The organism is Arthrobacter sp. 260, assembly GCF_013116745.1.
Taxonomy (GTDB): Bacteria; Actinomycetota; Actinomycetes; order Actinomycetales; family Micrococcaceae; genus Arthrobacter_D.
Map to the genome: position 1 here is coordinate 288,736 of NZ_JABFOE010000001.1, position 23,902 is coordinate 312,637.

At 66.1% G+C, this 23,902-nt stretch carries 22 protein-coding genes; 13 read left to right on the forward strand and 9 right to left on the reverse strand.

Translation table 11 applies throughout. The features are described from left to right. The first annotated feature begins 74 nt into the window (after nt 1-74). The 5 genes from HMI57_RS01335 (at nt 75) to HMI57_RS01355 (ending at nt 4,518) form a co-directional block, all read left to right on the forward strand. Nucleotides 75-647 carry a pentapeptide repeat-containing protein gene (locus tag HMI57_RS01335; protein WP_171584094.1) on the forward strand — a complete coding sequence of 191 codons (573 nt, stop codon included), beginning with the start codon at nt 75-77 and terminating at the stop codon, nt 645-647. A gap of 66 nt (nt 648-713) precedes the next feature. Beyond that, nucleotides 714-1,925 carry a cysteine desulfurase family protein gene (locus HMI57_RS01340; RefSeq protein WP_171584095.1) on the forward strand — a complete coding sequence of 404 codons (1,212 nt, stop codon included), beginning with the start codon at nt 714-716 and terminating at the stop codon, nt 1,923-1,925. Between the two features lie 10 nt (nt 1,926-1,935). Beyond that, on the forward strand, nt 1,936-3,075 hold the full coding sequence (gene mnmA, locus HMI57_RS01345) for a tRNA 2-thiouridine(34) synthase MnmA (protein WP_171584096.1): 1,140 nt from the start codon (nt 1,936-1,938) through the stop codon (nt 3,073-3,075). Between the two features lie 53 nt (nt 3,076-3,128). After that, complete coding sequence (locus tag HMI57_RS01350; RefSeq protein ID WP_171584097.1) at nt 3,129-3,503, forward strand: chorismate mutase; 375 nt, start codon at nt 3,129-3,131, stop codon at nt 3,501-3,503. Next, entirely contained in the window at nt 3,493-4,518 is a 1,026-nt protein-coding gene (locus tag HMI57_RS01355; protein ID WP_171584098.1) for a hypothetical protein, read from the forward strand. Before HMI57_RS01350 ends, HMI57_RS01355 begins: the two co-directional genes overlap by 11 nt. Here the strand turns inward: HMI57_RS01355 and HMI57_RS01360 are convergent. From HMI57_RS01360 to HMI57_RS01390, 7 genes are read right to left on the reverse strand one after another with little or no spacing between them, the layout of a single operon-like run. Next, complete coding sequence (locus tag HMI57_RS01360; protein ID WP_171584099.1) at nt 4,515-5,186, reverse strand: DUF4166 domain-containing protein; 672 nt, start codon at nt 5,184-5,186, stop codon at nt 4,515-4,517. The two genes, HMI57_RS01355 and HMI57_RS01360, sit on opposite strands and share 4 nt — an antisense overlap. A 1-nt stretch (nt 5,187) precedes the next feature. Beyond that, nucleotides 5,188-6,198 carry a phosphotransferase gene (locus tag HMI57_RS01365; RefSeq protein WP_171584100.1) on the reverse strand — a complete coding sequence of 337 codons (1,011 nt, stop codon included), beginning with the start codon at nt 6,196-6,198 and terminating at the stop codon, nt 5,188-5,190. A 2-nt stretch (nt 6,199-6,200) separates the two neighbouring features. Then, nucleotides 6,201-7,493 carry a DUF58 domain-containing protein gene (locus tag HMI57_RS01370; protein ID WP_171584101.1) on the reverse strand — a complete coding sequence of 431 codons (1,293 nt, stop codon included), beginning with the start codon at nt 7,491-7,493 and terminating at the stop codon, nt 6,201-6,203. A gap of 15 nt (nt 7,494-7,508) precedes the next feature. After that, nucleotides 7,509-8,510 (reverse strand): MoxR family ATPase, encoded by a 1,002-nt coding sequence (locus HMI57_RS01375; RefSeq protein ID WP_171584102.1) that lies wholly within the window; start codon nt 8,508-8,510, stop codon nt 7,509-7,511. Then, the gene (locus tag HMI57_RS01380) at nt 8,507-9,709 is read right to left on the reverse strand and encodes a DUF4350 domain-containing protein (RefSeq protein WP_171584103.1); all 1,203 of its coding nucleotides are present in this window, start codon (nt 9,707-9,709) and stop codon (nt 8,507-8,509) included. The genes HMI57_RS01375 and HMI57_RS01380 overlap by 4 nt, the downstream gene beginning before the upstream one ends. Beyond that, complete coding sequence (locus HMI57_RS01385; RefSeq protein WP_171584104.1) at nt 9,709-10,395, reverse strand: DUF4129 domain-containing protein; 687 nt, start codon at nt 10,393-10,395, stop codon at nt 9,709-9,711. The genes HMI57_RS01380 and HMI57_RS01385 overlap by 1 nt, the downstream gene beginning before the upstream one ends. A 17-nt stretch (nt 10,396-10,412) precedes the next feature. Next, nucleotides 10,413-11,684 (reverse strand): glycerophosphoryl diester phosphodiesterase membrane domain-containing protein, encoded by a 1,272-nt coding sequence (locus HMI57_RS01390; RefSeq protein WP_171584105.1) that lies wholly within the window; start codon nt 11,682-11,684, stop codon nt 10,413-10,415. Nucleotides 11,685-11,837: 153 nt separating this feature from the next. On the opposite strand from HMI57_RS01390, the gene mtrA reads away from it, so the two are divergent. The 7 genes from mtrA (at nt 11,838) to secA (ending at nt 21,904) form a co-directional block, all read left to right on the forward strand. After that, a complete protein-coding gene (gene mtrA, locus HMI57_RS01395) occupies nt 11,838-12,515 on the forward strand; it encodes an MtrAB system response regulator MtrA (protein ID WP_171584106.1) in 678 nt (225 codons plus the stop codon). Nucleotides 12,516-12,558: 43 nt separating this feature from the next. Further along, nucleotides 12,559-14,232, forward strand: coding sequence for an MtrAB system histidine kinase MtrB (gene mtrB, locus HMI57_RS01400; protein ID WP_171584319.1), 1,674 nt, complete (start codon nt 12,559-12,561; stop codon nt 14,230-14,232). Further along, nucleotides 14,222-15,955, forward strand: coding sequence for an LpqB family beta-propeller domain-containing protein (locus HMI57_RS01405; RefSeq protein ID WP_171584107.1), 1,734 nt, complete (start codon nt 14,222-14,224; stop codon nt 15,953-15,955). Before mtrB ends, HMI57_RS01405 begins: the two co-directional genes overlap by 11 nt. A gap of 97 nt (nt 15,956-16,052) precedes the next feature. After that, the gene (locus HMI57_RS01410; protein ID WP_171584108.1) at nt 16,053-16,934 is read left to right on the forward strand and encodes a phosphoribosyltransferase family protein; all 882 of its coding nucleotides are present in this window, start codon (nt 16,053-16,055) and stop codon (nt 16,932-16,934) included. A gap of 160 nt (nt 16,935-17,094) precedes the next feature. Further along, nucleotides 17,095-17,829, forward strand: coding sequence for a ribosome-associated translation inhibitor RaiA (gene raiA, locus HMI57_RS01415; protein ID WP_171584109.1), 735 nt, complete (start codon nt 17,095-17,097; stop codon nt 17,827-17,829). Between the two features lie 32 nt (nt 17,830-17,861). Beyond that, on the forward strand, nt 17,862-19,073 hold the full coding sequence (locus HMI57_RS01420; RefSeq protein ID WP_171584110.1) for a crosslink repair DNA glycosylase YcaQ family protein: 1,212 nt from the start codon (nt 17,862-17,864) through the stop codon (nt 19,071-19,073). Between the two features lie 95 nt (nt 19,074-19,168). Beyond that, the gene (gene secA / locus HMI57_RS01425; protein WP_171584111.1) at nt 19,169-21,904 is read left to right on the forward strand and encodes a preprotein translocase subunit SecA; all 2,736 of its coding nucleotides are present in this window, start codon (nt 19,169-19,171) and stop codon (nt 21,902-21,904) included. Between the two features lies 1 nt (nt 21,905). Here secA and HMI57_RS18990 read toward each other — a convergent pair whose 3' ends face one another. Continuing rightward, nucleotides 21,906-22,382 (reverse strand): Rv3235 family protein, encoded by a 477-nt coding sequence (locus tag HMI57_RS18990; protein WP_228720873.1) that lies wholly within the window; start codon nt 22,380-22,382, stop codon nt 21,906-21,908. 25 nt (nt 22,383-22,407) lie between these two features. Beyond that, nucleotides 22,408-23,133 carry a LysM domain-containing protein gene (locus HMI57_RS01435; protein WP_171583874.1) on the reverse strand — a complete coding sequence of 242 codons (726 nt, stop codon included), beginning with the start codon at nt 23,131-23,133 and terminating at the stop codon, nt 22,408-22,410. Between the two features lie 212 nt (nt 23,134-23,345). Between HMI57_RS01435 and HMI57_RS01440 the strand changes: the two genes are divergently transcribed. Further along, a complete protein-coding gene (locus tag HMI57_RS01440) occupies nt 23,346-23,897 on the forward strand; it encodes a hypothetical protein (RefSeq protein ID WP_171584112.1) in 552 nt (183 codons plus the stop codon). Nucleotides 23,898-23,902 lie beyond the last annotated feature (5 nt).

Below are 23,902 nucleotides of genomic sequence, written 5' to 3' on the forward strand. Positions count from 1 at the left end.
TCCGTAGCTCCCAACCAAATGCCTGCTCCTCCTTCAACGGCGGAGGAGGTCAATGGGTTCGGTAGCATCGGGGGATGGTGATCAGTGGCGAGGATTGGTACGGGAAAGTACTCGACCGGGAAGACTACGCGGGGACGACCTTCATGGACTGCGACTTCACCGAAATGCGCAGCACAGGGTCAACGTTCAGCAACTGTGTTTTTCGCAATATCAAGTTCAACGTCTCTACCCACGCGGAGGGAGCGTTCGATGGGTGCCGCTTCGATTCGTGCAGCTTCTTTGATTCCACGTTTGTCGGCTGCCGGCTCACCGGCAGCACCTTCACCAACTCCTCACTGGTACCGCTGAAGGTCACGGGCGGCAACTGGTCCTATGTATCGCTGGTACGGGCCGACCTGTCCTCGGCCGAGTTCACTGAGGTGACACTGACCGAGGCGGATTTCACCGGAGCCAACCTCACCAAGGCAGCACTGCGGAACTGCCGACTCTCAAACGTTGACTGGGCTGGCGCCCGCCTCCGGGACACGGACCTGCGGGGAAGCGAGCTCGGTGAGCTGTCGATGGAGAATGTGCAATTCAGGGGCGCGGTGATCGACGTCGCGCAGGCCATGACGATCGCCGAGGCGCTCGGCGCGGTCATCCGGTAGCACAGGCGTTCCCTCGTCCCCCGACGCCAAAGTGAAGTGTCGGGCCGAAGCAGCTAGAATTGACCGATGCCCGTGTATCTAGACCACGCGGCGACCACGCCCCTGTCGGCGCCCGCGCTCGCCGCACTCACCACTGAACTCAGCCGTAGCGGCAACCCGTCGTCGCTGCACGGCTCAGGCCGCCGTGCCCGCAGGGTCGTGGAGGACTCCCGCGAAACCCTCGCGACCGCTGCCGGAGCGCACCCGTCGGAGATCATCTTCACCTCGGGCGGCACCGAGGCGGACAATCTCGCGGTCAAAGGCCTCTACTGGGCCCGACGGGCAGCTGACCCACGCCGGCGCAGGATCCTGTGCTCAACGATCGAACACCCAGCCGTCCAGGACACTGTCGAGTGGCTGGCCCGACACGAGGACGCCGTCGTCACCTGGCTGCCCGTGGACGCCGACGGGATCGTGTCCCTGAACGCACTCCAGTCCGAGCTCGACGACGACCCCTCGTCGATTGCCCTGATCACGGTCATGTGGGCTAACAATGAAGTGGGAACGGTCCAGCCGATCCGGCTCATCACCGCCGCCGCAGCAGCGCACGGCATCCCCGTCCACTCGGACGCTGTCCAGGCCTTCGGCTCCCTTCCCGTGTCGTTCGCCGAATCGGGTCTGGCCACGATGGCCGTCAGCGCCCACAAGATTGGCGGCCCGGTCGGCGTTGGCGCCCTGTGCGTCGGACGGGCCGTGAAGCTCACCCCGGTCCAACACGGCGGCGGGCAGGAGCAGGACATCCGGTCGGGGACCCTCGACGCCGCCGGCATTTCAGCGTTTGCCGCCGCAGCCTCAGACGTTACTGGCAACCTCCCCGAAGAGTCCGACCGCATCGCCACCCTGCGGGATCGGCTGATCAGCGTGGTCGAGGCAGCAGTGCCCGACGCCGTGCTGCGGGGGCATCGCACTCAGCGGCTCCCCGGCAACGCCCACTTCACCTTTCCTGGCTGTGAGGGTGACTCGCTGCTGTTCCTGCTTGATCTGGCAGGCGTGGAGAGCTCCACCGGGTCGGCCTGCACCGCAGGGGTTCCCCGACCGTCGCACGTCCTGCTGGCGATGGGGCTCTCCGAAGCGGAGGCCAGGGGCGCCCAACGCTTCTCCCTGGGGCATACCTCGAGCGCCGCGGACGTTGATGCTCTTGGAGCGGCCCTGCCCGAGGCCTACCAACGGGCACGTCAGGCCGGGATGGCCTCCCACGCATCAAGCATCCAGACAGCTGGCACAGGATTTCGATTGTGAAGGAATATTCATGAAGGTACTCGCAGCAATGAGCGGCGGAGTCGACTCCGCCGTTGCCGCAGCACGCGCCGTTGAGGCGGGGCACGACGTCGTCGGGGTCCACCTGGCGCTGTCCCGCATGCCCGGAACCCTCCGCACCGGTAGCCGGGGATGCTGCACCATCGAGGACTCCCGGGACGCCTGGCGCGCCTGTGACATCCTCGGGATCCCCTACTACGTGTGGGACTTCTCCGAGCGGTTCAAGGAAGACGTCGTCGACGACTTCATTGCCGAATACGCGGCGGGCCGCACCCCCAACCCGTGCATGCGCTGCAACGAACGGATCAAGTTCGCTGCGCTGCTGGAAAAGGCGCTGGCCCTGGGCTTCGACGCTGTCTGCACCGGCCACTACGCGAAGGTGATCGAGGACAGCGACGGCAACCGTGAGCTGCACCGGGCAGCTGACTGGGCCAAGGACCAGTCCTACGTGCTGGGTGTCCTGACACATGAGCAGCTGAAGCATTCGATGTTTCCGCTCGCCGAGACCCCGTCGAAGGCCGAGGTAAGGGCCGAGGCGGAACGCCGTGGGCTGTCGGTGGCGAACAAGCCGGACAGCCACGACATCTGTTTCATCCCGGACGGAGATACCCGGGGCTGGCTCGCCGAGCGGATCGAGATGACCGAGGGCGCCATCGTGGACACCGACGGTGAACAGGTGGGAACCCATCCGGGAGCCAACGCCTTCACCGTGGGACAGCGCCGGGGCCTGAAGCTCGGAACGCCCGCTGACGACGGCAAGCCGCGCTTCGTGCTGGAAATCCGGCCCAAGGAGAACAAGGTGGTGGTCGGCCCTGAACGGATGCTGGCCGTCGATCAGCTCCGGGGAATCAAGGTCTCCTGGGCAGGGCTGCCGATTGACGCCGTCGTGAACGGCGGCGAGTTTGACTGCATGGCGCAGGTCCGCGCCCACGGCGACCCCGTGGATGCTGTGGCCTGGATGGAGGACGACGCCGACGGGCAGGCCGAACTCGTGGTCCGGTTGAACGAACCGATGCGCGGCGTGGCGCCCGGCCAGACGGTGGTGCTGTACCAGGGCACCCGGGTCCTGGGGCAGGCGACGCTCGACTCCGCCCGGTCCCTGGAACGCCCGGAGCTGCAACCCGCTCATTGATTGTGTCGTCGCCGGATTAGTCGGCGGTCCGCACCGGGTGCTTGACTTGGGTTATGACTGAATCGACCAGCAGCTACGACCCGGCGGCAAGCTCACTGGCCGGGCAGGTACAACCCGAGGTAATGGCGGAACTGTTGTCGGTGCGGAGCAGCATCGACAACATTGATGCGACACTCGTCTACCTCCTGGCCGAACGGTTCAAGGCCACCCAGCGGGTGGGGGTCCTCAAAGCCGAGCACCAGCTGCCTGCCGGTGATCCGGATCGGGAAGCGGCGCAGATCACCAGGCTCCGTGCGCTCGCCGAGGAGGCCAACCTCGACCCGGCCTTCGCCGAGAAGTTCCTCAACTTCATCATTTCCGAGGTGATCCGGCACCATCAGGCGCTGTCCGAGAACCGCCGCCCGTCGGAGGGCACCGGTGGCGCCTGACGCCCCACAGGTCACGGCGACGGCGCTCGGCGACTGGCCGGGCACCGACCCGCTGGAGGCGACCCGCGTGGTCCGGGGCGAACTCGGCGGACCGCATCTACCACACCTGGTATCGCTGCCCCACCGCGGAGTAGGCAGCGACCCCGTCGGGCGGACCGCCGCCATCCTGGTGGAGCTGCCGGTTGATCTGCAGCCCCATGGGTGGCGGCTCGTGGACCGTCCCGGGAAGGATCACCGGCGGGCGGTGTCAGCACTCTCAACCGATCTGAACGTACTCGGTGATGTGATCGGTGCCGAGTCCAACCCGGCACCGGCGCTGAAGATCCATCTCCGGGGGCCGCTGTCCCTGGCCGCCAACCTTCACCTGCACGGCGGCGAACGCGCGCTGCTCGACCATGGTGCCCGCCGGGAGATCAGGGACTCCCTGGCCGTCGGGGCAGCGGAGACGGTCAGCCGGGTTCAGGCGCTGGCTCCCGGAACAAGGATCCACCTGCAACTTGACGAACCGGAGATCGCCGACATCCTCGTGGGCGGCATCCCGACGGCGAGTGGCTACCGAACCCTGCGCGCGGTACCGGATCAGGAGGTGTCGGATGCCTGGGACGCGGTGGCGGAGGCGGTGCGTGCCGTCGGCGTGGGCACCGTGGCAGTGACCTTCCCGGCGGACCGTGCACCACTTGACGTCCTTGGTATGAGCACCCTTAGCGCGGTGGCGGTTCCACTGACGGGGCTGACCATGGCGCAGTGGGAGCAACTCGCGGGACATCTCGAAGCCGGTGGCGAACTGTGGGCGGGCATTGTTCCGGAGCCCCGCCGGCTGCGGACAGTCTCCACCTTCGCCGCCACCGTCCTGACCCCGTGGCGTCAACTCGGCCTGCCCCTCAGCCGGCTGGCGCAGGTGCGGCTCACCCCTGATTCAGGACTCGAGAGCGTGTCCCCGTCCGCGGCCGGGACCATCCTGAGCAGGCTGACCCAGACCGCCGACGCCCTGAACCAGGAGATGGCAGGAAACTAGCTGCGCCGCTCCCAGTGCCGCGGTTCAGCCTCGGCTGGCAGTACGCCGTCAAAATCGACCAACTGGTAGTCGAAGGCCCCCGCATACACCAGGAGGGTGCCGAGTTGGCGCTGAACCACCCGGGTCTGGATCCTGAACCTGGCGGACGCCTCATCCCACCACTGCTCCATGTAGGCGGTTGCGCCGACGACGTCGGGCACCGCCAGCCGCACCGGGCCAGCGAACACGCGGGTCCGGTTGGAAACCATCCGCATCCGGCCTTCAGCAGTGACGGAGCAGGTGAGGTCGGTGAGCGTCAGCCGGTGCGCCCCCACGTAGTCAAGCAACTGGCCGTTCTCCTCGGAGGAGGTGTCCTCGAAAATTCTTGCGGTGTCCTCGAACTGGAGGGTCCGCCGGGCGGTCAAGGATTCGCGGCCGAAGGGATCCGTGTGCGGGTAGTTGGTGATGGTGAAGGGGACATTGGTTCCGTATTCGGGGAAGAACGAGTTCTCCGCCGCCGCCAGCCTGAATGCGGGCCGGGCGAACCAGGCAGGACAGCCCGCCACATCAAAGGTGCCGCTGCCGAGGCCGGCCTTCCCCGCGCCTGAGTGAAGGCTGAAATACGCCTGGAGTTCAGGCTGAAGACGGTCAAAGTCGGTGCCAAGGGCACGCTGATAGATGGATTGCATGTTAGGGCTCCCAGAGTCGTCGTTCGCTGATCCACTCGATCAGGATCCGTGCGGTAAATCGTTGGTGGGCCCGCAACAGGGGACTGGTCGGCAGCTCCGGTTGCGCCCCACTGGTCACCATCAGGGCGGCAAGAACCGCCAGCCAGGAATCAATATGGTCAGGGTGGGCGTCGGCACTGAGTGGCGATTCAGTGAGCCAGGGGTCGACGTCGACCCCGGCATGGCGCGGATACACCAACAGTGCCACCCAGTCGGCCCAGGCAGGACCGGTGGACAGGAAGTTCCAGTCACAGAACACTGCGGCAGGCTCACCCGGGTGCCCTCTCGGGTGGCGGATGATGATGTTGTCCGCCCGAAGGTCATTGTGCAGTACCGAATCCCCGGCGAGGGCCTCGCGACCCAGCAGGGTCAGCGCCTTCAGTTCCGACATCCGCTGTCCGGTCAGCGGGGGAAGATAAGAGGGGAGTCCACCGTCGCGCCCCCAGCAATCGATGACCCCGGCCGGGGACCCAGCGCCGAAGAATTCATCGACCATTGAGCTACCGGAGAGTCCGGGTGGCAGCCGCCGCAGACCGGATTGAACCGTCAGCAGGGACTGGTGGACGGCGCTGAGATCGGTGACGGTCCATGGCTGCCCCGGCATACGGCCATCAACCGCCTCAAAGCAGAGCAGCTGCCACTGGATCCCTCCAGCCAGGACCAGATCGGCGGAATGCAGCAGCGGCACAGGCAGCCCGGTCGGAAGCGCCCTGAGGACCTCGGCTTCGCGCACGTAGGCAGCAAAGATGGAGGCGTCGGTCGCGGGCACCGCCTTGACGAACAGACGCTGCGTCCCGCCGGACACCACCGCTGCGAAACCGTTGGTGAAGCCGCCACCGGCCGGTTCCACGAGGTCCACCGGAGCCCGCAGCTCACTGGAGATCCGGTCACGGACTGGCGCGGGTAGGGCGGCCCACGCGGGGCGACGTGAGGTCTGCGTGTAGTCGATACCCGCCATCGTGTCGCGGGGCACGGTCACAGCCGACCCGCCGCTTTGAGCCGGATGTACATGTCGGCCAGCTGGGGAGGCAGCTCGTGTGGGGGTGCGTCGACCACCTCGGTCCCGAGTTGGCGGAACTGTGATTTCACGGCTGCCCGGTCGAGCAGGGCGCGCTCGGCGGCTGCCGCCCGGTACACGTCGGAGGCTGACTGGCGTTCTGCCCGCATTTCGTCCAGCCGCGGGTCGCGGACCGAGGCAACCACCACCACGTGCTGGGACGTAAGCTCCGCCAGGACGGGGAGCAGGCCCTCTTCCACCGATCCCGAATCGAGGGAGGTCAGCAGCACCACCAGGGATCGGTGCGACGAGATGGCGCGCACCTGGGAAGGTATCCGTGACCAGTCCGCTTCGATCAGTTCGGCTTCCAGCGGAGCCATGGCCTTGACCAGGGAGTTCAGCAGGTTTCCCTTTGCCGCCGAAGCCACCCGGGCGCGGGGGCGGCGGTCAAACGCAAGGAAATCCACTCGGTCGCCACCGCGCTGGGCCAGTACGGCCAACAGCAGCGCAGCCTCCATCGACGTGTCCAACCGGGGCTCGTCGTTGATCCGGGCCGCCGACGTGCGGGACGTGTCCAGAACGATCACCACCCGGCGGTCACATTCAGGGCGCCAGGTACGCACCACCGTGTCACGGCGGCGGGCGGTGGCACGCCAGTCGATGGAGCGGACGTCGTCGCCCCTCACATAGTCCCGCAGGGAATCGAATTCGGTTCCGGCGCCGCGGATCTGGACCGCGGCGCGGCCGTCGAGTTCCCGAAGCCGGCGCAGTTTGGAGGGCAGATGGCGTTTGGAGTGGAACGGAGGAAGGACGCGGAGCAGGCCCGGGGCCGGAATGCTGAGCTGCCTGGCCGCGAGGCCCAGCGGGCCGAAACTGCGGATTGTCACATGCTCTACCCGCAGGTGGCCCCGGCGTTCCGGGACCATCCGGACCCGGACCTGCCGTGACTCTCCCCCGGGGACTGATACCCGCTGGACAGGGTCGGTAGCACCCGCCGACGGCTGCCACCCCTCGCGGACCTGCGCATGCAACGGTCTCCGCGAGTAGTTGCGGATTGTGAGAGTGCTGGCGCAGGCCTCGGTGAGGCGCACCGTGTCCGGCACCGACCGGCTGAGCCCCTGCCGCCGGGGCGATGCAGCGAGTGCCAGATCAAGGGTAGCGGCGCCCAGGAGGCAGGCCGCCCAGAGCAGGATGGCAGTCGCGCCGGGATACAGCGCGACGGGAAGCGTTCCGAGGAACGCAACGAGGACGAAACGTCCGGTGATGCTCATGCTGGGGCCGGAACCTTAGCGGGGGACGGGAACGGTCGCGAGGATGCTCAGCAGAACATCGTCCACCTCGACGCCGTCCATCTGTGCTTCGGGGCGCATCGACACGCGGTGCCGCAGCGCGGGGAGGGTGAGCGCCTTGACGTCGTCGGGGGTGACGAAGGTCCGCCCCGAAAGCCAGGCCCACGCCCGTGCAGTGTTCAGCAGGGCGGTGGCACCCCGCGGGGATACACCCAGCTGGAACGACGGGGCGGTGCGGGTGGCCCGCACCACGTCGACGATGTAGGCGATCACTTCGGGAGCGATCGCGACCGCTGCCACCGACCGGCGGGCACTTGCCAGGTCAGTTGCGGAGGCGACGGCGCTGACCCCTGCGGCGCCGAGCTGCCGGGGGTCAAACCCGATGCTGTGACGGCGGATCACCTCGATCTCGTCGTCCCGGTCCGGCACCGACAGGGTGAGCTTCAACAGGAATCGGTCGAGCTGGGCCTCCGGCAGCGGATAGGTCCCCTCGTATTCCACCGGGTTCTGGGTGGCAGCGACGATGAACGGATCGGGCAGGGAACGCGACACTCCGTCGACCGACACCTGGCGTTCCTCCATGGCTTCGAGCAGCGACGCCTGGGTTTTGGGTGGGGTCCGGTTGATTTCGTCGGCCAGCAGGATATTCGTGAACACTGGGCCCTCCCGGAAGGTGAACTTCGAGTTCTGGGCCTCATAGATGAGGGAGCCAGTGACATCGCCGGGCATGAGGTCGGGGGTGAACTGGACGCGCTTCGTGTCCAGGCTGAGAGCCGCCGACAGGGTCCTGACCAGCAGGGTTTTTGCGACACCGGGCACCCCTTCGAGCAGGACGTGCCCGTTGGCAAGGAGGGCAATCAACATCCCGGTCACTGCGGCGTCCTGGCCAACAATCACCTTGGCCACTTCGGCACGCACATTCAGCAGGGCCTGACGCTCCGAACCGGCAACGTCGGTGGCAACCGGAGAGTCCTGATGGTCTGGGAACTGCTGGCTCATCTCGCGTCAATCTCTTTCTCTAGGGAGTCAAGGTCTTGGCTCCAACGCACCAGGTGCGCGTCGGTGGCTGGTGCATCGGTGCGGAGAAGTTTGTCGAGGTCAGCAGGACTTCGGTCCGAATGCCGCGCGGCCGCGTCCACCACCTCGGTCACCGAGCTGGTCGCTGGCAGGCGTAGCCGTAAGGCCAGACGGAGGAGGGTGGCGGCACGCAGGTTTGCGGCAGCGCGGTCCAGGGAGGATGAGTCCTGGTAGAGGCGTGCCCGTCCCTCAGCGGTCTCGGCGGCACGAACCACCACAGGCAGTGGCTCGGCCACCAGCGGACCGAGCCGACGCCCACGCCACAGCACTGCCAGCAGCGCCGTGGCAAGGAGCCAGAGCATCACCGGATTCACCCACCCGGGCAGCAGGTTCAGGGGGTCGACCAGCGCGTCGGTGGGGGCGAGGTCCGCGGGGGTCGGCTGGTACCAGACCAAGACCGGGGTAGCGCCCAGGGTGCGGAGCGCGAGCGCCGCATTGCCCTCCCGGTCGATGGACTCGTTGCTGAGAATAGCTCCATTGCCGAGCGCCACGACATCCTGCGCTGCCGTCGCGGCGTAGGATCCCGATGGCGGACCCCCCTGGGCAGAGGTCGGCGGGAAACAGATCAGGTCCCCCCGGTAGGCGAAGCCACCGGCAGTGATGGCACCGGCGGCGGTGGCATCCGTGACCTGGCAGGCCGCGGGAAGCGCTACGTCCGCCTCGGCAGCGGGGATCAGGCCCGCCTGACGGATGGTGGGCGCGAGTTCGGACAGCATGATTGTGGTGGGTTCGACAAGGACCAGCCGGTCGGCGATCCCGCTCAGCTGGCCCAGCTGGTCGGCGCTCAACCAGGAGTCGGGGTCGTGGAGCAGCAGGGTGGTTCCTTCGGTGACTGAGGCCTCGGCGGCTTCCAGCGATTCGGCCTGAACTACGTCGACGCCGCGGTCCGAGAGCACCTCAGCGAGTGCCATGGCACCAGCTGGCGCCGGGTTCACCGGCGAGAGGGCGGTTCCGTCCTGCCCTGACCGGCCGAAGAATCCGAGCACGACGACCAGAACCAGGAGGAGTCCGAGGGCCAGCCAGGGGGCGAATCGGCGGAACCGGGTGCGCGCGGTCCCGGAGGCGCTGCCGCCGTCGCCCACTACCTCGGTCGCTGGGTCATGGGTTAGCTGCTCGGCCATCAGCGGGGTGCCATCAGCTCGGGTGTGTGCCGTTGCGCGGCGGGTGAGGTGGTCGTGAGCAGGTCATCGATGGCGGTGGCGCGCTGGTAGTCCGGGGCATCAGCGGCCTGGCTGCCGTAGTGGACCTCGTTGAACCGGTCGGCCAGCCAGCTGGTTTCCTCGGCAGGAGGCCCGAAGGCCGTCCGGAGCTGCACAGCGGTCTCGCCAGCAGTACGACCGGGCTGGCTGTCGATGATCCCCCGCTCCTCAGCCGATCGGATCACGGCGCGGAGCCGCTCGGTCAGCGCCGTGTCCCAATCCTTCGACGCTGCAGCGCTGTCTGCTAGCTGCCGGTGTTCGAGCGCAGTGCGCACTGTGTCACCGGCGAACACTCCACCGCTGTCGACCTTGCGCCGCGCGTTCAGGCGCGGACGGACCAGCCAGACGGCTGCGGCAATGACTACCGCCGCGCCCAGGGCGAGCAGCAGCGTGCCGGGACCCGCCTCCAGCGGCCGGAGTCCAGCGAGGAGCGAGCCCAGCCACTCGAGAATGGCGGCGATGATCCGCTCAACGATGTTCGGCTCGGCCTCCTGGTAGGGGCCTCTGGCCAGTTCGTCGACCAGCCACCGGCGCGCCTCGTCGTCGTCGGGCACCACTGGGCTGTGACTAGACAGGGGCATGACGGTGGGCACGGGTGGGGTGGGCATGGTTGCGGCGGCCTGGCCTAGAGGCCGTTGCTGGGTGGATTGCCGGGCTGGTGGCCGAACTGCTGGCCGCCAGGGTTGGCGGACTGGCCCGGAATCGGGGTGAACCTGCCAGCGGTGGCTTCCTCGTGCTCGCGCAGCAGCACGACATCGAATCCCTCACGCCTGATGCGCAGGTCCACGTAGAGCAGGGCGGTCACGCCTGCCTGAAAGGCGTAGCCGATGGCGCCGAACACCGCGGTGATCAGCTGGGCCAGAATCAGGACGGGCAGCGAATTCATCAGGTCCTCGCCCAATTCCGTGGGGGAGTCGCTGAAGGACACGAACTGGGTTGCGAGCAGGCTCAGTGGGGTGGAAATCACCGAGGTGATGATTGAGACGATGATGCTGGTGAGGATCAGGATCCCGAACGTGCGCCACCAGTTCCGGCCGGTCAGGGTCCAGGACCGGCGCAGTGAGGTGATCGGCCCGGCGCCTTCCAGCATCAGCACGGCGGGGGCGAGCACAAACTTGATGCTGAGCCAGACGATTGCGGCCAGTGAGGCTAGGAACCCGAGCACGATGAGCCAGATGGAATCCTGGCCGAGTGTTGCGGCCAGGAGGACGGCGACCGCCACCAGCAGACCGAGGCCGACGACAATGATCAGCAGCAGCAGGAACCCAAGTCCAAGCAGCGGGAGGATGCGCCGGGCAGCCAGCTTCCACAGCTGTATGAAGCTGGTCCGCTCGTTCAACACCGCCCGCGCGATCGGGATGACCAGTACCCCCTGGAGGATGAGCACGCCCACGCTGCTCAGGACCACGAGCGCGGTGCCCACCGAAATTGCCGATGCCGCAAGCCCGGTCACCTGATCCATCGAGGGGTTGTTGGGATCCAGCTGGGCGACCGACCCGACCAACCCGACGGTGAGTAGCAGGGTCAGGACTGAAATAACCACCTGAAAAAGGATCGCTGTGCCAAAGGTCGCGAGAGGGTTCTTGCGGCAGGCCTGGAATGCGCCGTCGAGGATTTCCCCCAGGCCTAGGGGCCGGAGCGGAATGATCCCCGGCTTGGGTGGAGCCTGGTAGCCGCGGAACTGGCCATGCGGGATGCCCTGCCAGGGCGCTGGTGCTCCCCACTGGAGCTGTCCGCCCTGCGCGGGACCGGACTGTTGGCCCCACTGGGATTGTCCGCCCCACTGAGCGTTCTGGCCCCACTGGGGCTGTGGACCAGGGGGCGGCGGCAGCTGACCGTCAGGCGCGTTGTCCCGCGCCTGGTCGCCTGGTTCACTGTCGTGCGGATTGTTGCTCATCCTGTCCCCCCGGAACGATCGTTCCACTTGTGAACCCGTTTACTAAAACTATAGTTACAAAGCAGGGGTGTTGAGGGAACTGTCCTCCCAGTGGGGCGCGCGGACAGTCCCCGGCAGTTCAACATTGCCGTCACAATGGGGGACTATGGAGATATGAAGGCACGCATTCTGGTCGTCGACGACGACGAAGCTCTGGCCGAGATGATCGGCATCGTACTGCGCAACGACGGGTTCGACCCGGTGTTCTGCGCCGACGGCTCCCAGGCGCTGGAAATCTTCAGGAGTTCCAAGCCCGACCTGGTGCTGCTCGATCTGATGCTGCCCGGGATCGACGGGATTGAGGTGTGCCGGCAGATCCGCAATGAGTCTGACCTGCCCATAGTCATGCTGACGGCTAAATCCGACACCTCCGACATTGTGCGGGGCCTCGAATCCGGAGCTGACGACTACGTTCCCAAGCCTTTCAAACCGGCCGAACTGGTGGCCCGTGTCCGGGCCCGGCTCCGGCCAGGGGATCAGAAGGCCCCGGAAACGCTGCGGATCGGCGAGGTCACCATTGACGTCGCGGGCCATTCGGTGGTCCGTGCAGGGGACCGTATTTCACTGACACCGCTGGAGTTCGACCTGCTCGTGGCGCTGGCGCGCAAACCGTGGCAGGTCTTCACCCGTGAACTGTTGCTGGAGCAGGTCTGGGGTTACCGGCACGCCGCTGACACGCGGCTCGTTAACGTTCATGTGCAGCGGCTGAGGTCGAAGATCGAGCGCGACCCCGAGGCACCTGAGATTGTGCTGACGGTCCGCGGCGTCGGATACAAGGCAGGACAGGGGTAAGTTGGAGCGCGCTTCAGCCACGGTTCGGGACCGGCTGTCGGAGCTGGCCACCCAGGTGTGGGCCCTGATCCGTCGGGGGCTGTCACGGACAGCGCTGCAGTGGCGCCGCTCACTGCAGTTCCGCACTGTGGTTTCCACCCTGTTGCTCACCGCGCTGGCCTTCGCCGCCGTCGGCGCTTTCCTTTCCAACCAGATCGCCACAGGGTTGTACGAGGAACGGTTCGAGCAGTTCCGTGCTGAGTCCAGCAACGGGTTGACCGAGGTGGAAGCGATCTTCAGCAGTGCCTCGACCACTGACCGGGAATCCACCAGTCAACTGGTGCGGGATACCCTCCCCAGTCTTGAGGGTGGCGGTGCGGACGCTCCCCGCCGCTACGTCCTCGCGATCGTGCCCGGCCAGACCACTGACGTCTACATGGCGCCATTCGGCAGCGACGGCCTGCTGGAGTCCAGTGCCATCCCGCAGACGATGGTCGACGCCGTCAGGAACGGTGACGACCAGTACTGGTCCGCCACTTCCATCAAGTCCGATACGGGGGAGCGCGTACCGGGGCTGGCCTTCGGTACCAAGGTGACGCTGCCACCCGCGCAAACCGAGTACGCCCTGTACCTGATCTACGATCTGTCGTCGATGCAGGCGACCCTCGACTACATTCACGGGGTGATCTGGATTGCCGGCACCCTGCTGCTGGTGACCATTGGGGCTATCGCCTGGTTTGTGACCCGGAGTGTGGTGGGGCCGGTCAGCCACGCGGCTGTGGTGTCCGAGAAGCTGGCGTCCGGACACCTGCAGGAACGGATGGACGTCAAGGGCGAGGACGAGGTGGCCCGCCTGGGAGCTTCGTTCAACCACATGGCTGAGAGCCTGCAGGACCAGATCACCCAGCTCGCCCAGCTGTCCCAGATGCAGCAGCGCTTCGTCTCGGATGTATCGCACGAGCTGCGCACCCCGCTCACCACTGTCCGCATGGCCGCTGAGGTGCTGCACGATGCCCGTGCCAATTTCGACCCCATCAACCGGCGGTCGGCGGAGATCCTGTACAACCAGGTGGAGCGGTTCCAGGCCCTGCTCGCCGATCTGCTGGAAATCTCGCGGTTCGACGCTGGCGCCGCGGTGCTTGAGCCGGAGTCGATCGACATCTTCCAGGTGGTCCGGCACGTCATTGACGGAGCGCAGCCGCTCGCCGATGCCTGTGGCTCCGAGCTGACCATCATTTCGCGCGAAACCGAGTGCATCGTCGAGGCGGATCCGCGACGGATCGACCGGATCCTGCGGAACCTGGTGGTCAACGCTCTGGAGCACGGCGACGGGAAGCCGGTCGTCATCTACATCGCTTCCAACCCTGACGCCGTCGCCGTCGCGGTTCGGGACTACGGCATCGGCATGACCCCGCTGGAGGCCTCCCGGGTCTTCGACAGGTTCTGGCGGGCTGACCCGGCGCGTGCCCGGACCACCGGGGGCAGCGGACTGGGCCTGTCCATTGCCACCGAGGACGCCCACCTGCACGGCGCCTGGCTGCAGGCGTGGGGCTCACCGGGCAAGGGCGCCTGTTTCCGTCTGACCTTGCCCAAGCTGCGCGATTCGGTGCTCAAGGTCTCGCCCCTCCCGCTTCCGCCACGCAAGGGCGGGGTGCCGGAACGGCCGCCGGTCGGAACCACCCCGGAGTCGCTGCCCCAACTGCAAACGATGGTGAAGGAATCCTTCGATGCCCGCTGAGAGACGACCCCTGACCCGGTCCCTGATGCTGGTTCTGCTCCCCGTCCTGCTGGTGATCACGGGCTGCTCGTCGATCCCCACTTCCGGTCCGGTGGGGGTCATCACCGCCGATGACGGGTCCGAGGCCACCGAGCCAATCATTTTCAACCCGCTCGGTCCCACCGAGGACGCCGATCCGGAGTCTCTGCTGGAATCGTTCATTACTGCTGGCCGGGGCGCGGCGGGAGACTACGAGATTGCGAGGGATTACCTCACCGAGGAATTTGCCGCACAGTGGCAACCAGAGGAACGCATCATCATCTACAACGCGAACCCGCAGATTTCGGCAACCCCCGTGGAGGGGGTGTTCCAGATCCAGCTTGAGGTGGAGGCCACGATCGACGCCGAAGGTATCCGGAGCAGCGCGGCGGCCACCACCACCGAGTCGGTGACAGCTGAAATGGTGCAGGACGCCGACGGACAGTGGCGCATCACCTCCATCCCCAACGGCATCATGATCGCCTCGGACGAGGCCGACCTGTTGCTCAAGACCTACAGCCTGTACTTCTACAGCAGCTCCTTCGAGCACTGGGTACCCGACGTCAGATGGTTCGTGAACCGCACCGCCATCGCCGCCAACATTGTTGAAGCGATGCTGGAGGGGCCGGCGCCCTATCTGCAGGGGTCGGTGACCAGCGCGTTCCCCGAGAGCACCACGCTCGGGGTCGAATCGGTCCCGATCGTCTCGGGTACTGCCACGGTGGACCTCTCGGCAGACATCCTGCAGGACACCAGCGATCTGGTCCGCCAGCAGATGCAGCAGCAGCTCCGGGCGAATCTCGCTGGCCTGAACACCGTCAACTCCGTGCAGATGACCGTCGGCCAGCCGGTGGACCTGGGCGACGATGAGAACATTCCGCACCCCGATCTCATTGTTCCCGCGGGTGACCCGCCCGTCGGCAATGAGCAGATCGTCGTGTCCGGCAATGAGCTGTTCCTCTACCAGACCGACCAGACGGTCCCGATCGGTGCCGTACCGACAGTTGCCGCCCTGGACCCGCAGGACCCCGGGATGTCGCTGAACGGGTCGGACTTTGCGTTCCTCAACGGGGACCGTACCCGCCTCTACACCACAGGGCCTGACCGGGAAGTCACCATCGCTGTCACCGGCCGGTCGCTGACCGCACCGAGTTTCGACCCCAGCAACTGGGTCTGGACGGCGAGCACGGGCGCCGAGGGACAGGGTGGAACCGTCACCGCGGTTCCCCCCGGTGGCACCCAGGACAGCGCGGTCACGGTGGCGGCGCCGTGGCTCGCCGACGTCGCCGTCCTCGAACTCCGGGTGTCCCGTGACGGGTCGCGAGCCCTGGTCGTGACCGAGCAGGACGGGATCAGCCGGGTCCAGCTTGCTGGGATCATCCGCAATAACGACCGCACCCCGCAGTCCCTGACCACCCCCCGCGAACTTTTCGCCAGTGGGCCGGTCAATACCGCCAAGTGGGTCAACGAGGACACAGTGATCGTCGCGGAAACGTCGGCTGAGGCTCAGGTAGTCCCGGAGTTCCTCGGTCTGGATGGGAGCACCGAAGCCCTGGCGCCCCTGGACGGAATTATCCACCTCAGCGCCGGCACCGGCCCGACCGCCATTTTTGCCGGCACCCCCGAGGGCGTCCGGAATCGGGTGGGTGACACCTGGTCCGACCAGCCAGTGGAAGGTGTCAGCGACCCGGCGTTCCCCGGCTAGCCCTCCGTCGCAGAGGCATCCGCTGCTCGCGCTGGAGTTATGCACATCCACCACCCGGTCCTGCCACCGTCGATCAAACATCGGCAGGGTGGAGGTCATGCGGCGGGACAGGCAGGGCGGCACCCGGCTTTCCAGCGTCACTGGTCGGCTCGATGGTGTCCTGCAGTGTATCTGGGCGGTCCGGTTGCTCAGTGCTGGCAGGGACTTCTGGTCGCTGGTCTTTCCCACAGAATGTGCTGCCTGCACCTTGCCCACAGTCTCGTTGTGCCCCGAGTGTCGTGCCCAGGTCCGGAAGGCGACGGTCCGTCCCTTCCGTGCCGACGGGGGAGCGCAAGCCCTGCCCGCGGCTGAGGGCTGCGATGGCGGATCGGGCGATCCCACCGTCATCGGTGCGCTGCCGGTGACCGCCGCGGGCCACTACCGGGGCACCGTGGCCCGGGTGCTCCTGTCCTACAAGAATCACCGGCGCACCGACGTCGGGCGGCCCCTCCAGGCGGCGCTGGCGGGTGCCCTGCAAACAGCTGTCCACGAGGTCCGGGAGGGCGGTGAATTGGGGGAGCTGTTGTTGGTACCCGTGCCAACGAGGGGTGCCTCGGTGCGGCGCCGCGGCTACGATCCGCTCGGCCTGCTGCTCGCCGGCCTGGGTCGGAGGGGCGAGCTTCCGGCGGGGTGCCGCGTTGACGCCTTGGTGGTCTACCACGGCCCCCTGAAGGGGAGGCCTTCGGCCCTACCCGGCGGCACCGGGCCGGTGAGCCAGAAGGGTCTCGGTGGCTCCCAGCGACGGATCAACGTCCACGCCTCGATGGCATTGGCGACCGGCCGCCAGCTGCCACCCGGCACCCTATGTCTGGTGGTCGACGACGTCCTGACCACGGGAGCGACGATCGCCGAGGTAACCCGGGTCCTGCGACACGCCGGAGCCGCTGTGGCCGGGGCGGTAGTTGTCGCTGCCACACCGGCACCATCCCGTGCCCGGTGAAATCTGCCCGAAATAAACCCCCCTCAAGGTAGGAATATCAGGGCTCCGTGAACTAACGTGAGGTATGGGTATCTTGACGAAGACAGGTACCCGTCGACAGCGGCTGGAAGCACGACTCCCCGGCCGCTGTTGTGTCACCTAAGCGATTTTGGAGGGCACCATGGAGTTTTTGATCAGTGGTCGAAATCTGGCAGTTTCGGACCGTTTTCGTGAGTACGCCGAGGAAAAGATCGACAAGATCGAGCAGCTCGGCGATAAGGTGCAGCGGCTTGAGGCGAAAGTCACCAAGGAGCCCAGCGCCCGAAACGCGGATAGCGCACTCACCGTCGAACTCACCGTCCTGTGTAAGGGTCCGGTGATCCGAGCTGAAGCATCAGCGGCTGACAAGTTTGCAGCCTTCGACCTCGCGTACAGCAAATTGCTGGAGCGACTCCGCCGGGCCAGAGACCGGCGGAAAGTGCACCATGGACGCCACACCCCCGTGGCGGTCCGGGAGGCCACTGCTGATCTCGAACCCGCCAGCACCACCGCTCCGCTGTACCTTGCGGTGCAGTCCACCGAGGCCGAGCCCGAGCCCGACACCGGGAGCACCGCCGTCGATGGCTACGAAATTGAAAATGACATTCCGGCGGGCGATTCGCCGGTACTGATTCGCCGGAAGGTCTTCTCGGGCACCCCCATGACGCTCGAGGATGCCGTCGACAACATGGAGCTGGTGGGACACGACTTCTACCTTTTCGTCGATTCGGCAACGGGCGCGCCGTCGGTGGCCTACCGCAGGCAGGGTTGGACCTACGGAGTCATCACTCTGGACGCCAGGTGCGCGGAAGGGACCGAGGACCCGCGCGAGGAGCTGCTCGCCTACCGGGCCCGGGAAGCAGCCGCCTCCGCTTAGCTCCCGGGGGAAGACACGGTTAGGGTCAGGGTATGACCAGTGTCCTCTCCCAATCCCAGGCCCGGCGCATAGCACTAGGCGCCCAGGGACTGGCTAAGGTAAGGCCCACCGGCCCCGCTACGGCGCGGCAGGTGGGCCTTACCTTTGACCGCCTGCAGCTGCTCCAGATCGACTCGGTCAATGTGCTGGCGCGCAGCCACTATCTTCCGCATTTCTCCCGGCTGGGTGACTATGACCGCGACCAGCTGGATCGACTGGCGGGCAAAGCTCCCCGTCGGATGGTCGAGTACTGGGCACACGAAGCCAGTTTCATCCGCCCGGCACTGTTCCCCTACCTGCGGCCGCTCCAGGAACGGCGGTGGGTGGGGGCGAGCTCGGTGCCCGAGGGGCTCAGGGAATCCCTGCGGGAGCGGATCCTTGAGGTGCTGTCCGTCAGTCGCCCCCTCACCGCGGGGCAGCTGCAGCTGCGGCTCGGGTACGAGGAGATCCGTAGTTCCGACCAGTGGGGGTGGAACTGGAATTCGGTGAAGCGGGTGCTGGAGGACATGTTCGAGCGGGGGCAGGTATCCTCGGCCGGGCGCACCCCGTCCTTTGAACGCCGCTACGCGCTGTCGTCGCGCGTACTGCCCGACCCGCAGGCGGTGGCGATGGAGGTGGATCCTCTCGAGGCTCACCTGGTGCTGATCGAGCTTGCGGCCCGGGCGCAGGGGGTTGGGACGCTGAGGTGTTTCGCAGACTACTTCCGTCTGCCGCTGGCGGCGAGCCAGACGGCGATCCAGACGCTGGTTGACCGCGGAACGCTCCGCCCGGTCACAATTGCCGGGTGGGACAAACCAGCCTTCCGCCACGTCGGATCGGTGCTCCCACGGAGGGCCGAGGGAAGGGCCCTGCTGAGCCCGTTTGATTCGATGGTCTTCGAGCGACGCCGCTTATCGGCACTGTTCGGGTTCGACTACCGGCTGGAGATCTACACCCCCGCAGCCAAGCGGCGGTATGGCTATTACGTGCTGCCGTTCCTGCTGCGGGAGACGATGGCCGCGCGGATCGACCTGAAGGCCGACCGGGCGACCGGGCGGCTGCTGGTGCGTGGGAGCCATGCCGAGCCCGATGCACCCTCGGACACCGCTGCCGAACTCGCCGCCGAGCTGCGGCTGATGGCGGCATGGCTGGGGTTGCAGGAGGTGGTTGTCGATCAGAACGGGAACCTCGCAGCAGCCCTGAAGCTGGCAGTTTCCCACGAATAGCGGGCCGGGCGGGCACCAACTCGACAGGACAAGTCGTCTCTCCCGTAGACTGAACACGCCAGATTTCGGCGCACCTAGATTGGGAGCAAATACCAGTGCCATCACTTCTTGAACGAGTCCTCCGCACCGGCGATAAGAAGACACTGAAGAAACTCCGGAACTACGCTGACGCCATCAACGTCCTCGAGGACGAGTTCCGTGAGATGAGCGACGACGATCTCAGGGGCGAGGCCGACAAGCTGAAGCAGCGTTTTGCCGATGGCGAGACCCTCGACGATCTGCTGCCCGAGGCTTTCGCAGCCGTCCGTGAGGCATCCAGCCGCACCCTGAAACTGCGGCAGTTCGACGTCCAGCTGATGGGCGGCGCCGCCCTGCATCTGGGGAACATCGCCGAGATGAAGACCGGTGAGGGCAAGACCCTGGTGGCGGTAGCCCCCGCGTTCCTCAACGCGCTGTCGGGGAAGGGTGTCCACATTGTCACCACAAACGACTACCTTGCGGAGTACCAGTCGGAGCTGATGGGACGGGTGTTCCGGTTCCTGGGCATGACGTGCGGCTGCATTCTGTCCAAGCAGGATCCCGCGACCCGCCGCGAACAGTACAACGCCGACGTCACCTACGGCACGAACAACGAGTTCGGGTTCGACTATCTGCGCGACAACATGGCGTGGAGTGCTTCCGAGCTGGTGCAGCGCGGCCACAACTTCGCCATCGTTGACGAGGTCGACTCCATCCTGATCGACGAGGCGCGCACCCCGCTGATCATCTCCGGTCAGGCCTCCGGCGACGTTAACCGGTGGTACACCGAGTTTTCCAAGGTAGTCAAAAAGCTCGAGAAGGACACCGATTACGAGGTCGACGAGAAGAAGCGCACGGTCGGCGTCCTGGAGGACGGCATCGAGAAGGTTGAGGATTACCTCGGGATCCAAAACCTCTACGAATCCGCCAACACCCCGCTGATCGGTTTCCTGAACAACGCGATCAAGGCCAAAGAGCTCTTCAAGAAGGACAAGGATTACGTGGTCCTCAATGGTGAGGTCATGATTGTCGACGAGCACACGGGCCGTATTCTGGCCGGCCGCCGCTACAACGAGGGCATGCACCAGGCCATCGAAGCCAAGGAGGGGGTGGAGATCAAGGCCGAGAACCAGACCCTCGCGACCGTCACCCTGCAGAACTATTTCCGTCTCTACGAAAAGCTCTCGGGCATGACCGGCACCGCCGAAACCGAAGCTGCCGAGTTCATGGCCACCTACAAGCTCGGTGTGGTCCCCATCCCGACCAACCGCCCCATGGTGCGCGCCGACCTGTCCGACCTCATCTACAAGAATGAGATCGCCAAGTTCGACGCCGTCGTCAAGGACATTGTTGAGCGGCACGAAAGCGGCCAGCCGGTTCTGGTGGGCACTACCAGCGTGGAGAAGAGCGAGTACCTCTCGAAGCAGTTGGCGAAGGCCGGCATCCGCCACGAGGTGCTCAACGCCAAGAACCACTCCCGTGAGGCAGCGATCGTCGCCCAGGCGGGTCGGAAGGGCGCGGTCACCGTCGCCACCAACATGGCCGGTCGCGGCACTGACATCATGCTCGGCGGCAACGCCGAGTTCAACGCGATCGCCGAACTGGAGAAGCGCGGCCTCAGCCCTGTCGACAGCCCGGAAGACTACGAGGACCAGTGGCCCGCAGCGCTGGACGCCGCGCGGAACGCAGTGGAGTCCGAACACAACGAGGTCCGCGAACTTGGCGGCCTCTATGTGCTGGGCACCGAGCGGCACGAGTCACGACGCATCGATAACCAGCTTCGCGGGCGGTCCGGGCGCCAGGGTGATCCGGGACGGTCGCGCTTCTACCTTTCCCTGACGGATGACCTGATGCGCCTGTTCAACTCCGGCGCAGCTGAACGCATCATGAACAGCTCCACGATGCCCGACGACGTGGCGCTGGAATCGAAACTGGTATCCAAGGCCATTGAGAGCGCCCAGGGTCAGGTGGAGGGCCGCAACGCCGAGCAGCGCAAGAACGTCCTGAAGTACGACGACGTGCTGAACCGTCAGCGCGAGGCGATCTACGGCGACCGGCGTCGTATTCTCGAGGGCGGGGACCTGCACGAGAAGGTTGCGTTCTTCCTGGAGGACGTGGTGACGGCAATGGTTGATGAGGCCACTGCTCAGGGCCACGGCGATGACTGGGACTACGACCAGCTCTGGACCAACTTGCGGACGCTGTACCCGATCAGCCTCACGATCGATGAAGTCCTTGACGAGGCCGGCGGCCCGTCGAAGGTGACCCGCGACTTCCTGCACGCCGAGATTCTCTCGGATGCCAAACTTGCCTACCAGACCCGCGAGGAAACGCTCGGCGAGCAGACCATGCGCGAGCTTGAGCGCCGGGTGGTGCTCTCGGTGATCGGCCGCAAGTGGCAGGAACACCTCTACGAAATGGACTACCTCAAGGAAGGGATCGGGCTGCGCGCCATGGCGCAGCGCGACCCATTGGTCGAGTACCAGCGTGAAGGGTTCATCCTCTTCCAGGCGATGATGGAAGCCATTCGCGAGGAGAGCATCGGTTTCCTGTTCAACCTTGAGGTCGAAGTGGGCGCTCCAGCGCCCACCGGCCTCCCCGGGGTCACCGATGGGCGCGGCCTCGTCCAGACTCCGACCATCAAGGCAGCCGGCCTCGATGCTCCCGAGAAGCCGGCAACCCTGAACTTCTCCGCCCCGAATGCGCAGGGTGAGGTGGAGACCCGCGTGGAGCGGAACGCTTCAGCCAAGGCCGAGTCCAACGGGACGACGCGTGCCGAAATCAGGGCTGCGGCCAGGCGCAAGAAGAAGTAGCTTACCCAATCTCCAGCGCAGTCACCTTCCAGTGCCCGCGCCGACGCTCCAGACGAAGGGCGACGGCGCGGGCTCTGTGGTTCTCGCAGGTCACGGCGGACGCTTCATAGACGTGGGCGTTGATCCGGCAGGTCCGCACCGTTCGCACCGATACGTTGCGGTGCAGGAGCTGGTCGGGGCGACCGCTGGCACCTGCGGCCCGGTTTAGGGTCCGCACCAGGTTGGCGCGGAGCTGAAGGCGCTCGTAGCTCGGCGGATCCAGCCAGTCGGCAAGCTGCTGCAGGGGTCGGGATCCACCCAGGACCTCCAGTGCTGCCTGCACCACCGAGCGGACGATCCGCTGCACCTGGGCCGCTGCAGCAACCTCCTCGGGCGCTGCCTGGGGTGCCGGATCCGAGGGTAGCGGGCTGCCCTGACCAGCGGTGGTCGCAGTGGATCCGGCGCTGTGGGGGCGGGAGAGTTGGGCCTGTACGGTCATGATGATCCTTCGGTTGCTACCGGGGCTAGCGCGGCGCCCGCAGAAGCTGCCCGGGCAGCAGCAGATCGGGGTTGTCGCCGATTACCTGACGGTTCTCGTGATGCCACCGTGGCCACGCCTGTGCTATCTCGACGTCAGTGGCGAAGGGTCCGAGGTGACGGGCCACGATCGTCCAGAGGGAGTCTCCGGGGCCCACCTCAATGACAGCTGGCACCGGACGGTTTGGTGCGGCCGGGGACTGGCGCAACTCGCCACGCAGCAACGGCCCGCTCTCCACTGGTCCGGGAAGTGGTTTCCACTGAGGTTCGATTGCCGGGACGTCAGCCCCGGGGCTGGCCACCTGATCTCCGGCCAGCACCACCGGGCCGGGGGCTCCAGGACGGTCGGCAATGGAAAGGGCTGATGCAGGTGCGGAACCGCCCGCCACGAGCTGCAACCCCAGCGCGGCCGCCGCGAGCCGCTTCATGAACTGCGGGGAAAGCGCCCCAGCGACCAGAGCCGCCCGCTCGTGCCCGCCACGCCGGAGGCCTTCGCTGAGCAGGGCAAGCGCAAGGGCTGCCGCCCACCACCCGACCAGGATCATCCCGACCGCCGACGCGGCCATTCCCAGCACCACGTCCAGCCGATGGTGGCCGGTGAACGGTCCGGCATAGCTGCGGATAGCCTCACCCGAGAAATAGAGCCCCACGGCGAGGAGGGCAATCATGATCACCGGGACGTGATCCCGCCGGTATTTCAACGATTTATCCATCTCGATACCTCAATGGTGTCCGGTCAGGAAGGCTCGGCCGCTCGAGTCTTCGAGTGAACCAACCCTTCAGGCGTTGTTTGAGGACATAAATGTTTTTTGGATGCAGTTTGACCTAATTTGAACCAACTTGACGAGATATATGTATTTTGTACACCCTGAACGTTCAGCTGTCTATCCTTGACCGGGCTTTTAGGGTCCCCTAGGCTGACCCGGTGCGGTGGGATGCCCTGTTTCTGGACCTGGAATCGCAGTTCGCCGCGGCCGACCTGATCGCCGTCGAAAATGAGATCGCCGAGCGCAGGCGTCTGGAGCAGGCGTCAGTCCCCCTGATGGACCGCCTTCGCGGACAGACAGGATCAGTGGTGCGGATACGCACCCGGTGTGGCACCGTCTTCAGTGGCGCGGTGCATCACGTCGGAGCTCAGTGGCTGGTCCTTGATACCGGGTCAGGTCCAGCAATGATCCCCGCCACAGCCATTGGATCGGTGGAAGGGCTGGGACGGCACACAGCACCCGCGCGCTCCGCCGTAACGGCTCGTCTGGGATTGGGGTCAGTTTTCAGGGCTTTTGCGAGGGACCGGACCCCGCTGACCATTCAACTGGCTGCGGACGGTGCTCGCATCAATGGGACCATTGACCGGGTGGGACGGGATTTCCTTGAACTCGCGTCGGTCCCGTCGGGTGAGCTGCGGCGTACCGACAGCGTTGCAGCAGTGCTGCTGATCCCCTTCAGTAGTGTCGACGCGGTGCTATCGCCCGCGTGACCGGC